Annotated in this window: 12 protein-coding genes; 2 read left to right on the forward strand and 10 right to left on the reverse strand. The window is 63.6% G+C overall.

The features are described from left to right. Window positions 1-25: 25 nt before the first annotated feature. From asd to leuC, 5 genes are all read right to left on the reverse strand, one after another. On the reverse strand, window positions 26-1,138 hold the full coding sequence (gene asd / locus CAY82_RS17950; RefSeq protein WP_087502434.1) for an aspartate-semialdehyde dehydrogenase: 1,113 nt from the start codon (window positions 1,136-1,138) through the stop codon (window positions 26-28). Between the two features lie 63 nt (window positions 1,139-1,201). Next, window positions 1,202-2,284, reverse strand: a complete 1,083-nt coding sequence (gene leuB, locus CAY82_RS17955) for a 3-isopropylmalate dehydrogenase (RefSeq protein ID WP_087502435.1) — start codon at window positions 2,282-2,284, stop codon at window positions 1,202-1,204. 54 nt (window positions 2,285-2,338) lie between these two features. After that, entirely contained in the window at window positions 2,339-3,103 is a 765-nt protein-coding gene (locus tag CAY82_RS17960; RefSeq protein ID WP_087502436.1) for a class I SAM-dependent methyltransferase, read from the reverse strand. A 148-nt stretch (window positions 3,104-3,251) separates the two neighbouring features. Further along, on the reverse strand, window positions 3,252-3,896 hold the full coding sequence (gene leuD, locus CAY82_RS17965; RefSeq protein WP_087502437.1) for a 3-isopropylmalate dehydratase small subunit: 645 nt from the start codon (window positions 3,894-3,896) through the stop codon (window positions 3,252-3,254). Next, window positions 3,893-5,326: a 3-isopropylmalate dehydratase large subunit gene (leuC, locus tag CAY82_RS17970; RefSeq protein ID WP_087502438.1), complete on the reverse strand. Its 1,434-nt coding sequence runs from the start codon at window positions 5,324-5,326 to the stop codon at window positions 3,893-3,895. The genes leuD and leuC overlap by 4 nt, the downstream gene beginning before the upstream one ends. Window positions 5,327-5,456: 130 nt before the next feature. Between leuC and CAY82_RS17975 the strand changes: the two genes are divergently transcribed. Both CAY82_RS17975 and CAY82_RS17980 read left to right on the forward strand, forming a co-directional pair. Then, on the forward strand, window positions 5,457-6,335 hold the full coding sequence (locus CAY82_RS17975) for a LysR family transcriptional regulator (protein WP_087502439.1): 879 nt from the start codon (window positions 5,457-5,459) through the stop codon (window positions 6,333-6,335). A 62-nt stretch (window positions 6,336-6,397) separates the two neighbouring features. Continuing rightward, the gene (locus CAY82_RS17980; protein ID WP_087502440.1) at window positions 6,398-9,694 is read left to right on the forward strand and encodes a PAS domain S-box protein; all 3,297 of its coding nucleotides are present in this window, start codon (window positions 6,398-6,400) and stop codon (window positions 9,692-9,694) included. Between the two features lie 99 nt (window positions 9,695-9,793). On the opposite strand, the gene CAY82_RS17985 is transcribed toward CAY82_RS17980, so the two are convergent. The 5 genes from CAY82_RS17985 to CAY82_RS18005 form a co-directional block, all read right to left on the reverse strand. Beyond that, a complete protein-coding gene (locus CAY82_RS17985; RefSeq protein ID WP_087502503.1) occupies window positions 9,794-10,237 on the reverse strand; it encodes an Hsp20 family protein in 444 nt (147 codons plus the stop codon). A gap of 233 nt (window positions 10,238-10,470) precedes the next feature. After that, window positions 10,471-11,442 carry a tRNA-dihydrouridine synthase gene (locus tag CAY82_RS17990; protein ID WP_087502441.1) on the reverse strand — a complete coding sequence of 324 codons (972 nt, stop codon included), beginning with the start codon at window positions 11,440-11,442 and terminating at the stop codon, window positions 10,471-10,473. A gap of 51 nt (window positions 11,443-11,493) precedes the next feature. Continuing rightward, window positions 11,494-11,928 (reverse strand): thioesterase family protein, encoded by a 435-nt coding sequence (locus CAY82_RS17995; RefSeq protein ID WP_087502442.1) that lies wholly within the window; start codon window positions 11,926-11,928, stop codon window positions 11,494-11,496. A gap of 116 nt (window positions 11,929-12,044) precedes the next feature. Continuing rightward, window positions 12,045-12,878 carry an alpha/beta fold hydrolase gene (locus tag CAY82_RS18000; protein ID WP_087502443.1) on the reverse strand — a complete coding sequence of 278 codons (834 nt, stop codon included), beginning with the start codon at window positions 12,876-12,878 and terminating at the stop codon, window positions 12,045-12,047. Between the two features lie 15 nt (window positions 12,879-12,893). Next, window positions 12,894-13,433 (reverse strand): TetR/AcrR family transcriptional regulator, encoded by a 540-nt coding sequence (locus CAY82_RS18005; RefSeq protein WP_087502444.1) that lies wholly within the window; start codon window positions 13,431-13,433, stop codon window positions 12,894-12,896. Window positions 13,434-13,531 lie beyond the last annotated feature (98 nt).

Raw genomic sequence — 13,531 nt, forward strand, 5'->3', positions numbered from 1 at the left:
CGGGTTTTCGGTCAGACCGGAGCGATCAACGCTCCAGCAGAATCCGCAGCATGCGGCGCAGCGGTTCGGCCGCGCCCCACAGCAGCTGGTCACCGACGGTGAACGCGCCCAGGTACTGCGAACCCATGTTCAGCTTGCGCAGGCGGCCAACCGGGATGTTCAGGGTACCGGTAACCTTGGTCGGGCTCAGCTCCTGCATGCTGATTTCACGCTGGTTCGGCACCAGCTTCACCCAAGGGTTGTGCTGGCTGATCATGCCTTCGATGTCGGCCAGCGGTACGTCCTTGTTCAGCTTGATGGTCAGCGCCTGGCTGTGGCAACGCATGGCGCCGATGCGCACGCAGATGCCGTCGACCGGGATCGGGCTCTTGAAGCGGCCGAGGATCTTGTTGGTCTCGGCCTGGGCCTTCCACTCTTCACGGCTCTGGCCGTTCGGCAGTTCCTTGTCGATCCACGGGATCAGGCTGCCAGCCAGCGGCACGCCGAAGTTCTCGGTCGGGAACGCTTCGCTGCGCATGGCCTCGGCAACCTTGCGGTCGATGTCGAGGATGGCGCTCGCCGGGTTGGCCAGGTCATCGGCAACGGCAGCATGGGTAGCCCCCATCTGCTTGATCAGCTCGCGCATATTTTGCGCGCCGGCACCCGAGGCCGCCTGGTAGGTCATGGCGCTCATCCACTCGACCAGGCCGGCTTCGAACAGGCCGCCCAGGCCCATCAGCATCAGGCTAACGGTGCAGTTGCCGCCGATGTAGTTCTTGGTACCCGCATCCAGCTGCTGGTCGATGACCTTGCGGTTGACCGGGTCAAGGATGATCACCGCGTCATCCTGCATGCGCAGGGACGAGGCGGCATCGATCCAGTAACCCTGCCAGCCAGCTTCACGCAGCTTGGGGAAGACCTCGTTGGTGTAGTCGCCACCCTGGCAGGTCAGGATCACGTCGAGGGTCTTGAGTTCTTCAATCGAATAAGCGTCCTTGAGCGGAGCTGTATCCTTGCCCACGTTCGGGCCCTGGCCGCCAACATTGGAGGTGGTGAAGAACACCGGCTCGATAAGGTCGAAATCCTGCTCCTCCAGCATCCGCTGCATGAGCACGGAACCGACCATACCGCGCCAACCGATCAGACCTACACGTTTCATCGCAACTACACCTTTGCTAAAAGTGGGCCGCCACCGGGAATTTTGGGTGGCGGGCCAGAGAGATTACAGATTCCGCAGCGCTGCGACTACTGCGTCGCCCATTTCCTGCGTACCTACTTTGCGACAACCTTCCGAGAAGATGTCGCCGGTGCGCAGGCCCTGGTCCAGGACCACGCTCACAGCCTTCTCGATTGCCTCGGCGGCAGCCGACTGATTGAAGCTGTAACGCAACATCATCGACACCGACAGGATGGTCGCCAGCGGGTTGGCGATGCCAAGGCCTGCGATGTCTGGGGCCGAACCGTGGCACGGCTCGTACATGCCCTTGTTATCGGCATCCAGCGACGCCGAAGGCAGCATGCCGATGGAACCAGTCAGCATGGAAGCTTCATCCGACAGAATGTCACCGAACATGTTGTCGGTCACCATCACATCGAACTGTTTGGGCGCGCGCACCAGTTGCATGGCGGCGTTGTCGACGTACATATGGCTCAGTTCCACATCCGGGTAGTCCTTGGCCACGTCCTCGACCACTTCACGCCACAGCTGGCTGGAAGCCAGGACGTTGGCCTTGTCCACCGAGCACAGCTTCTTGCCACGCACGCGGGCCATGTCAAAGCCGACACGGGCAATGCGGCGTACTTCGCTTTCGCTGTACGGCAGGGTGTCGTAGGCCTGGCGCTCGCCGCCTTCCAGCTCGCGCTGGCCGCGCGGGGCACCGAAGTAGATACCGCCGGTCAGCTCACGGACGATGAGGATGTCCAGGCCGGAAACGATCTCTGGCTTGAGCGACGAGGCATCGGCCAGTTGCGGGTAGAGGATGGCCGGGCGCAGGTTGGCGAACAGGCCCAGTTGCGAACGGATTTTAAGCAGGCCGCGTTCGGGGCGGATGTCACGCTCGATCTTGTCCCACTTCGGCCCGCCCACGGCGCCCAGCAGCACGGCATCGGCCTTGCGCGCACGCTCCAGGGTCTCGTCGGCCAGCGGCACGCCGTGCTTGTCGATGGCAGCGCCACCAATCACGTCGTGCTCCAGGCTGAAGCCGAGCTGAAACTTGTCGTTGGCCAGTTCCAGCACCTTGACTGCCTCGGCCATGATTTCCGGGCCGATACCGTCACCTGGGAGAATCAGAATCTGCTTGCTCATGCTTTCCTCTATCCATTCACGCGGTGCGGCCAAGCGGGCCCCACCGAAAAATTCTTAACGCTTGGCCCACAACACCAGCACATCGGTGCTGAACGAACCATCGGCCTCGATCTGGTAATACTGCCGCACTTCTTCACCCATGGCTTGCTGCAATTGGCGGATGGCCACGCGCATCGGCTCGGGCGTGCGCATGCGCTCGACCCAGCTGGAAAACTCCAGGCGCAGCGGCTGGCGGGTGTGGCTGCGCACGTGCAGACCGGCCTCGCTGACCTGGCGCTGCCATTCGGCGGCCGAATAATCGCGCACATGACTGGTGTCACGCAGTACTTCGACCGTTTGCAGGTAGGTGTCGAGCAGCGGGCTGCCCGGCGACATCACGTCGATGAACGCCGCCACGCCACCCGGCTTGAGCACCCGACGCACTTCGCGCAGGGCCAGGCCCAGGTCGCTCCAGTGGTGGGCCGAGTAACGGCTGAAGACGAAGTCGAACGAGGCGTCGGCGAACGGCAGGCGTTCGGCGGCACCGCGCTCGGTGGTGATATTGGCCAGGCCACGCTCGGCGGCGGCACTGGCGACCACGTCGAGCATGGCTTGCGAGAGGTCGTAGGCGACCACTTCGGCGACCAGCGGGGCGACATGAAAGCTGACATGCCCGGCACCGCAGCCCAGGTCCAGCACGCGGGCAGCGCCCTGCCCTGCCAGCTCGGCCTGCAGCAGGGCAAACTCACTGCCCTGGGCGTGCACGGCGCTGCTGAGGTAGGCGCTGGCCTGTTCGCCGAACTGGCGTTGGACCACGTCGGTATGGGTGGTGCTGGTCATGTTTCGATCCTTTTGGTTTTTTGCTGCCTGTACCGGCTCTTTCGCGGGTAAACCCGCTCCCACAGGACCTCGACAGGTTTCGAATCCTGCGCTGTACCTGTGGGAGCGGGTTCACCCGCGAAGAGGCCGGTACTGTCACCTGCAAATTTCAGGCATCACGGAACAGCCAAGGCTGCCCGGCGCGGTGCTTGCCTTCGAAGGCCTTGATCGCATCACTGTCCTGCAGAGTCAGGCCGATGTCGTCCAGACCGTTGAGCAGGCAGTGCTTGCGGAACGCATCGATCTCGAAGTGCAGCACCTTGCCATCCGGGCGGGTCACCGCCTGCGCCTGCAGGTCGATGGTCAGCTGGTAGCCCGGATTGGCTTCGACCTGCCTGAACAGCTCGTCGACTTCCTCGTCACTGAGGATGATCGGCAGCAAGCCGTTCTTGAAGCTGTTGTTGAAGAAGATGTCGGCAAAGCTCGGCGCGATCACGCTGCGGAAGCCGTACTCGTCCAGCGCCCATGGGGCGTGCTCACGGCTGGAGCCGCAGCCGAAGTTCTCCCGTGCCAGCAACACGCTGGCACCCTGGTAGCGTTCGTGGTTGAGCACGAACTCCTTGTTCAGCGGGCGCTTGCTGTTGTCCTGGTAAGGCTGGCCCACGTCCAGGTAACGCCACTCGTCGAACAGGTTGGGGCCGAAGCCGGTGCGCTTGATCGACTTCAAAAACTGCTTGGGGATGATCTGGTCGGTGTCGACGTTGGCACGGTCCAACGGCGCGACGAGGCCAGTGTGCTGGGTAAAGGCTTTCATGCTGCGCTCCCTTGGATCAACTCGCGGACATCGATGAAGTGGCCGGTCACCGCGGCGGCGGCGGCCATGGCCGGGCTGACCAGGTGGGTACGGCCACCGGCGCCCTGTCGGCCTTCGAAGTTGCGGTTGGAGGTGGACGCACAGTGCTCGCCGCTCTCCAGGCGATCCGGATTCATCGCCAGGCACATCGAGCAGCCTGGTTCACGCCATTCGAAACCGGCTTCGAGGAAGATCTTGTCCAGGCCTTCACGCTCGGCCTGGGCCTTGACCAGGCCTGAGCCAGGTACCACCAGCGCCTGCTTGACGTTGGCAGCGACCTTGCGGCCCTTGGCGATTTCGGCGGCGGCACGCAGGTCTTCGATGCGCGAGTTGGTGCACGAGCCGATGAATACGCGGTCGAGCTTGATATCGGTGATCGCCTGGTTGGCGGCGAGGCCCATGTACTTGAGGGCACGCTCGATCGAGCCACGCTTGATCAGGTCAGGCTCGGCTGCCGGGTCCGGCACGCGCTGGTCGACGGCGAGGACCATCTCCGGCGAAGTGCCCCAACTGACCTGCGGCTTGATTTGCGCAGCGTCGAGTTCAACCACGGTGTCGAACACCGCGTCAGCGTCGGAAACCAGGCCTTTCCAGGCCTCGACCGCCTGCTTCCACTGTTCGCCCTTCGGCGCGTACGGGCGGCCTTCGACATAGGCAACAGTGGTGTCGTCCACCGCCACCAGGCCTACGCGGGCACCGGCTTCGATGGACATGTTGCAAATAGTCATGCGGCCTTCCATCGACAATTCGCGGATGGCGCTGCCAGCAAACTCCATGGCGTGGCCGTTACCACCGGCGGTACCGATCTTGCCGATCACGGCCAGGACGATGTCCTTGGCGGTAACGCCGACAGGCAACCGGCCTTCCACGCGCACCAGCATGTTCTTCATCTTCTTGGCGACCAGGCACTGGGTAGCGAGCACATGCTCTACCTCGGAGGTGCCGATGCCGTGGGCCAAGGCACCGAATGCGCCATGGGTGGAGGTGTGCGAGTCACCGCAGACCACGGTCATGCCAGGCAAGGTGGCACCCTGCTCGGGGCTGATGACATGGACAATACCTTGACGCTCGTCATTCATCTTGAATTCGACGATGCCATATTCGTCACAGTTCTCGTCGAGGGTCTGCACCTGCAGGCGCGACACCTGGTCGACGATGGCCTCGATACCGCCCTTGCGCTCTGGCGTGGTCGGCACGTTGTGGTCCGGCGTGGCGATGTTGGCGTCGATGCGCCAGGGTTTGCGGTTGGCCAGGCGCAGGCCTTCGAAGGCCTGGGGCGACGTCACTTCGTGGATGATGTGGCGATCGATGTAGATCAAGGACGAGCCGTCATCACGGCGCTTGACCTCATGGGCTTCCCAGAGTTTGTCGTAGAGCGTTTTGCCAGCCATCAGACTGTTCCTCATCAGCGTCTTTCTATGCCAAAGACCCCTTGGCTTGTACGGACGATGCTATGGCGATAGATTGAATAACTCAAATTCATAATTTTCATGCTTTGCATAACCATCAGGAATTCAAGCAATGGACCTGGCCAACCTCAGCGCCTTCATCGCCATCGCCGAAACCGGCAGCTTCTCTGGCGCCGGCGAGCGGCTGCACCTGACCCAGCCAGCCATCAGCAAACGCATCGCCGGCCTGGAGCAGCAGCTGGACGTGCGCCTGTTCGACCGCCTGGGCCGCGAGGTGACACTGACCGAAGCCGGACGCGCCTTGTTGCCACGGGCCTACCAGATTCTCAATGTGCTCGATGACACCCGTCGGGCGCTGACCAATCTGACCGGGGAAGTGAGCGGTCGCCTGACTCTGGCCACCAGCCACCATATCGGCCTGCACCGCCTGCCCCCGTTGCTACGGGCCTTCACCCGCCAGTATCCGGCCGTGGCGCTGGACATTCAGTTCATGGATTCGGAGCAAGCCTATGACGAGATTCTGCATGGCCGCGCCGAGATTGCCGTGATCACCCTGGCGCCCGAGCCGCACCACCTGGTCAAGGCCGTGCCGGTGTGGGAGGACGCCCTGGACTTCGTCGCCGCCCCCGAGCACCCGCTGGCCAGCAACCATGCAGTCAGCCTGGCCGACGTCGCCCGCCACCCGGCCGTGTTCCCCGGCGGCAATACCTTTACCCATCATATTGTCCAGCGCCTGTTCGAAAGCCAGGGCCTGACCCCGAACATCGCCATGAGCACCAACTATCTGGAAACCATCAAGATGATGGTGTCGATCGGCCTGGCCTGGAGCGTGCTGCCGCGCACCATGCTCGACGAACAGGTTGCACCCATCGCCTTGCCGGGCATACAGCTGTCGCGCCAGCTAGGCTACATTTTGCACACGGAGCGTACGCTATCGAACGCGGCCAGGGCATTCATGGCCCTGCTCGACAGCCACGCGGGGCCCACCTGACCGGTCGTCAGCCCGGTATTGCCACCTCCAAGGACGCGTCATACGCCAAAGGTCTGGTACCGATGCCCAAATCAGCAAACCGCTTTTTGCGCCTGCCGCGTATACCTGCGGCCGACCCCCAGGAGTCCGAACAGGCCTGGCAAAACGCCCCGCAACTGCTGGCCGCACTCAACGGCGCGCGGCTGGGTGCCTGGCTATGGGATATCGACAGCGGCCGGGTCAGCTGGTCACGGGGTACCCAGGCCCTGTTCGGCTTCGACCCACAGCGCCCGCTACCCGCCGATATCGACTACCTCGACCTGCTGCCCGAGGAAGACCGCGCACGCACCCGCCAGGTATTCCAGGCAGTGTTCAACGGCGAACCGGTGGAACAGGCCATGCGCCACCGCATCCGCTGGCCGGACGGCAGCCTGCACTGGCTGGAAATCAACGGCAGCCTGACCCATGACCCGAATGGCCGGCCGCAGATGATCGGGGTGATCCGTGAGATCACCCGCCAGCGCGAGCGCGAAACGGCACTGATCAATTCGGAAAAACGCTTCGCCACCCTGTTCCACCTCAGCCCCAACGCCATTTTGCTGACCCGCCGTCACGACGGCATGATATTCGAGGTCAACCAGCACTTCGAAGACATGTTCGGCTGGCCCGGCAGCCAGGTGATCGGCAAGACCAGCCTGGAGCTTGGCCTGTGGGTAAACCCTGAACAACGCCACCAGTTGCTGGAGTCGACCAGGAACAACAACGGCCCTCTGATATTGGAAGTGCAGTTCCGCGCCACCAGCGGCAAGGTGCATGATGGCATCCTCTGCACCCAGGGCATCGAGCTGGAGGGCGTGACCTTCCTCCTCAGCACCTTTATCGACACCACCGAACGCAAACGCGCCGAGCAGGCCCTGAAGGACAGCCAGGAGCGCCTGGACCTGGCCCTGGATTCGGCCCAACTGGGCACCTGGGACTGGCATATCCCAAGCGGCATGCTCTACGGCTCGGCCCGCGCCGCGCAGTTGCATGGCCTGCCGCCCATCCCTTTTCACGAATCATTTGACGCGTTTTTCGAAGGCGTACCGGAGCAAGAGCGCAACTCGATGCGCCAGGCCTACCGCAGCCTGCGCGAAGGGCCTGCCGGCAACTACCAGATCACCTACCGGGTGCAACTGGAAAACGGCATCTCGCGCTACATTGAAAGCCGCGCCCGACTGTATCGCGATGAACAGGGCAAGCCGCTGCGCATGGCCGGTACCTTGCTCGACATCACCGACCAGGTTGAGCGAGAACAGCGCCTGAGCGCCTCGGAAGAGAAGTTTGCCAGCCTGTTCCAGGTCAGCCCCGACCCGATCTGCGTCACCCGCCAGGACACCGGCCAGTTCATCGAGATCAACCCGGCGTTCACCCAGACCTTCGGCTGGGGCACCGATCAGGTGATCGGCCGCACTGCCGAGGAAATCGGCCTGTGGGCGGAGTCCATCGAGCGCGCGCAACGCATCGAGCGGGTAATCCGCGAGCAGGCCCTGAGCAACGTTGCCGTGGTGGTCAACCACCGCAATGGCGCACCGCTGACCTGCGTGATTTCCAGTCGCCTTATCACCGTCGACGACCAGCCCTGCAGCGTCACCACCCTGCGCGACATCACCCAGCAGCAGCGCGCCGAGGCGGCGCTCAAGTCCAGCGAGGAGAAGTTTGCCAAGGCCTTCCACTCCAGCCCAGATGCGATCACCATCACCGAACGCCACAGCGGTCGTTATCTGGAAATCAACGACGGCTTTTGCCGTCTGACCGGCTACGACGCCGCCGAAGTAGTCGGCCACACGGTATACGAGATCGGCATCTGGGCCGACGACAAGCAGCGCAGCGCCCTGCTGGCCGAGTTGCGCGAGCGTGGCCGGGTGCACCACCGCGAGATGCTCGGGCGCAACAAACGTGGCGATATCCTCACCGTGGAGGTGTCGGTGGAGCCGATCACCCTCAACGAGGTGGACTGCCTGCTGCTGACCGCCCGCGATGTCAGCCAGCTGAAGAACGCCCAGGCGCAGATTCGCCACCTGGCCTACCACGACCCGCTGACCAACCTGCCCAACCGCGCCTTGCTGATGGACCGCCTGAGCCAGCAGATCGCCCTGCTCAAGCGCCATAACCTGCGCGGCGCGCTGCTGTTCCTCGACCTCGATCACTTCAAGCACATCAACGACTCGCTGGGCCACCCGGTAGGCGACACGGTGCTGAAGATTATCACCGCGCGCCTGGAAGCCAGCGTGCGCCTGGAAGATACCGTGGCACGCCTGGGTGGCGACGAGTTCGTGGTATTGCTCAGCGGCCTGGAAGGCAGCCGCGAGCTGGTCGAAGAAAAAGTTCGCGGGCTGGCCGACACCCTGCGCGAACTGCTGGCCGAGCCGATGTCACTGGACGGCCAGCGCCTGCAGGTAACGCCCAGCATCGGCGTGGCGCTGATCCCCGACCACGGTGCCACCCCGGCCGACCTGCTCAAGCGTGCCGATATCGCCCTGTACCGGGCTAAGGACTCCGGGCGAAATACCACCCAGCTGTTCCACACCACCATGCAGAAAGCCGCCAGCGAGCGCCTGCGCATGGAAAACGACCTGCGCATGGCCCTGGCCCGCGGCGAACTGGCGCTGCATTTCCAGCCACAGGTGGATGCCCGCGACAACCGCATCGTCGGCGCCGAGGTACTGCTGCGCTGGCATCATCCGCAACTGGGTCAGCAGCCGCCCGCACAGTTCATTCAGGTACTGGAAGAAAGCGGCCTGATCCTGGAAGTTGGCAGCTGGATTCTCGACGAAGCTTGCGATGCCTGCGCGCGCATGCTCGGCGACGGGCTGATCGACGCCGATGATTTCAGCCTGTGCGTGAACATCAGCCCGCGGCAGTTCCGCCAGAACGACTTTGTAGGGCGAGTGCTGCGCAGCCTGGACGATTACCGCCTGCCACGGCAGATGTTGAAGCTGGAAATTACCGAAGGCATCGTCATCCAGAACCTGGAGGACACCATCAGCAAAATGCGTGAATTAAAACGCTATGGGGTGAGCTTTGCCATGGATGACTTCGGCACCGGCTACTCCTCCCTGACCTACCTGAAGCGCCTGCCGGTGGATGCGCTGAAGATCGACCAGACCTTCGTGCGCGATGCACCGGAGGACCCCAACGACGCCGAAATCGTCCGCGCCATCGTCGCCATGGCCCGCAGCCTGGACCTGGTTGTGATTGCCGAAGGGGTGGAGCTGACCGAACAACTGGAGTTCCTCGAACGACTGGGGTGCCACTTGTACCAGGGGTACTTGCACAGCCGGCCGCTGCCGTTACCGGAGTTTCGGCAGCTGTTGCTGGAGGCGCCGGCAGATTACTGATCACGCCCCTGGTGACACTTAGGCGGCCCCCTGTAGGAACGGCCGTGTGAGGGGCACAAAAAAGGGCACCCGAGGGTGCCCTTCTTCACATCCGCGCGATCAGTTCAACGCTGGCTGGTCGCCGTTGATCGGAATGCGCTTGGCCTTGGCTTCTTCAGGCACGATGCGCAGCAGGTCGATGCTGAGCAGGCCATTGGCTAGGCCGGCGGCCTTGACTTCGATATGGTCGGCCAGGCGGAACGACAGCTTGAAGGCGCGTTGCGCGATACCCTGATGCAGGTAGGTCACTTCAGCAGCGCCATTGTCGCGCTTGCCACCGGTCACGGTCAGGACACCTTTTTCAACCTGCAGGTCGAGGTCGTCCTCCTGGAAACCGGCTGCGGCAACCACGATGCGGTAGTGGTCATCGCCATGCTTTTCCACGTTGTAGGGCGGGTAGCTGCTACCGGCCTCGTTACGTGCCGCGGATTCGAACAGGTCGTTGAACCGGTCGAAACCAACGGAATGGCGGAACAGTGGAGCGAGAGAGAAAGCGGTAGTCATGGTCATAAACTCCTGAGATTCAGCAAGTAAGTCATCACGCGACCCGACTTCGGCATCGCGTACTCAAGAGATATGGCCGAGGGAAATGCTTTCAAGGGGCGAGCAAAAAAAATCCGATTTTTGTACTGGATTCAATGGCCCTTTCGCGGGTGAACCCGCTCCCACAGGATCACCACAGGCCTTGAGACCTGCTCGGTGCCTGTGGGAGCGGGTTCACCCGCGAAGTGGCCGGATCAGGCAACACAAGCCTCAAGCGCCTGCACCTCAACCCCCAGCAACCTGCTGATCCGCGCACAGTCATCCTCCCGCCGCAACTCGGCAAACAGCACCACCGCTTCGGGATAGCTGCGGGTCAGCATCGCCAGCCATTGCTTCATCCGCCCCGGCGCGTAGCGCGGCGACAATTTGGCCTGGGCCTGACGCCAGAACTCGCGCAGCAGCGGCAGCAGGTCATCCCAGCTCATCGGCTGGTACTCCCGCCCGTCACGCGCCGCGGCAATCTGCAGCCCCAGGTCAGGGCGCGAGACCAGCCCACGGCCCAGCATGATGTCTTCGGCGCCACTGACCTCACGGCAGCGCCGCCAGTCGTCCACTGTCCAGATCTCGCCATTGGCGAACACCGGCACCTTGACCACATCCTGCACCCGCGCCACCCACTCCCAGTGCGCCGGTGGCTTGTAGCCCTCGACCTTGGTCCGCGCATGCACCACCAGGTGCGCCGAGCCGCCTTCGGCCAGCGCCGTGGCGCACTCCAGCGCACCATCGGGGCTGTCGAAGCCCAGGCGCATCTTCGAGGTGACCGGGATATCCGCCGGCACGGCACGGCGCACTTCGCGCACAATGGCATGCAGCAACTCCGGCTCCTTGAGCAGCACCGCTCCACCACGCGACTTGTTCACGGTCTTGGCCGGGCAACCGAAGTTCAGGTCGATCACCGGCGCCCCCAGCTCACAAGCCAGCGCGGCGTTTTCCGCCAGACACACGGGGTCCGAGCCCAATAGCTGCACACGCATAGGCACCCCGGCGGCGGTCCGCGCGCCATTGCGCAACTCAGGCGCCAACTTGTCGAACGAGGAAGGCGGCAGCAGGCGATCGCACACGCGAATGAACTCGGTGACGCACCAGTCGATACCGCCCACGCGGGTCAGCACGTCGCGCAGGATGTTGTCGACCAGCCCCTCCATGGGGGCCAGGGCAATTTGCATGTCGGGGTCTCGGCGGAAAAAGCCGACAGTCTAACAAAAACTGCCGGTGTTTCAGGCGTCGATCAGCGCCGGGCCGTAGCCGTCGAGGAATTCCGCCGGCATGCGCCTGGGCTTGCCGCTGGACAGCTCGATGCAGGCAAAAGTGGTCTGGGCGCGCAGTAAAGTCATGCCATCCTGCGGGCGCTTGAGCTGGAAGCGCCGGGTCATGCGCAGGCGCTGGTCCCAGTCGATGATCCAGGTGGCCAGTTGCAGTTCGTCGTCTTCGTAGGCAGCGGCCAGATAGTCGATTTCGTGGCGCACCACGGCCATGGCCCGGTCCAGCCGGCGGTATTCGGCCAGGTCCAGACCCAGGCGCTGGGAGTGGCGCCAGGCGCAGCGCTCCAGCCAGGTGACATAGACCGCGTTGTTGGCGTGGCCTAGGCCGTCGATGTCCTCGCTGCCGACGCGCAGGTCAATGACGAAGGGTGTTGCCAGGTCCCAGCTCATGTTCGCTTCCTTGGAGCAAAAGTGGATTTAGCAGGGACCGGCGGGGGAAAGTCCAGCCCTTCTGCACTTGCCTGCGGGGCTACGCGCTCCTGCAGGGACCGCGTCAGCCCGGTAAGTCAGGCGCTTTGCCGCGCTGGAGCACCAGCCCGGGCCAGCAGCTCCAGCACCGCTTCACCCAGGCGCGGATCGGACAGCACCCGCTGGTGGCCACCCGCCTCCAGCAGCATCAGGCGGCTATCGAACCAGGCCTTGTGGATCACCTGGGCCTCGTCGGCTGCCACCAAGGCATCATCGGCGGCATGCACCACCAGCCCCGGCAACTCCAACTGGTAACCAGTCACATCCAGCCGCGCAATCTGCATACCCACGTCCCGCTCCACCTGTCGAATGAACGCCGCCCGCGCCCTTGCCGGCAGCCCCAGACGATGGGCAAAGCCTCGCAGTACGCCCAACAGTCGCGCCGGGGCTGCAATACTGACCGCTGCCTCTGTGCGCAGCCCCATCTGCAGCGCCAGCAATACACTGGCGCCGCCCATGGAATGGCCAATAACCGCGCGCAGTGGCGGCAGTTCGGCGGCAGCCTCCAGCAGCGCTCGGGCAAACAGCACCACATTTGCCTGCTCGCCGGGGGAACGCCCATGCCCCGGCCCCTCCAGCGACACCACTGTGTGCCCGGCCTGCACCAAGGCTTCGATCAACGCGGCAAACTGGGTCGGACGCCCTTCCCAACCGTGCATCAGCAGCACGGTCGGCCCTTTGCCCCAGCGCAGGGCCGACAGGCCGAAGCGCAGGGTGATGCGCTCGGCGCTGGCCAGCACGGGCAACTCCCAATCCCGCGGCGGCAGGTTGCGCGGGGTCATGAAGGCTCGGCGCATCTTGGCCGCGACGTGCTCGGGGACCAGATGGCCCAGGGTGCCATTGACACCACGAATCCAGCTCAGGGTAGTCATCGCCATGCTCCAGGGTTAAAGCACCGCCGATTTGGCGGCGCGCAGAATACGATCAGACAGCTCGCTGGTGCCCAAGGCACGAGCGAGCGCCAGGCCGCCAACCATCAGGGCAAGGTCGGCCAAGGCCTTGTCGGCATCCTCGGGGCGGTCGACCATGGCGGCAGCCATCAGCTCGATGTGCTCGGCCAGCACCTCGCGAAAGGCCTCCGGCAGGCGTTGCATCTCGCCCAGCGAGTTAGGCAGCGGACAGGCGTGCACTTCGGCATCACGGTGCTTGCGCGACAGGTAGAAGGCACTGGCCAGCGCCCGCCGCTCTGCGCCATCGAGGCTGGGGTCGATCTGGGCGAGCAAGGCGCGGCGCTCGCCCAGCAACTGGCGGAATGCTTCGAGCATCAACTCGTCCTTGCTGTCGAAGTGGGCATAGAAGCCGCCAACGGTCAGACCAGCCGCACCCATGACCTGGCTGACGCTAGGCTCGGCCGGGCCGTGCTGGATCAGTGCATTTCGCGCCGCCTCGAGAATGCGTTCGCGGGTTCTGCTCTTCTTGTCGCTCATCAGGGCACTCGCTGATAAAAATATGATGACTGAAATATTATTCTCATAATATTTTTTGACAAGCAGAATCTGCAGCCGCTTGTCAGTCGCAGAATTTT

This window comes from Pseudomonas sp. SID14000 (assembly GCF_002165135.1).
Lineage (GTDB): Bacteria > Pseudomonadota > Gammaproteobacteria > Pseudomonadales > Pseudomonadaceae > Aquipseudomonas.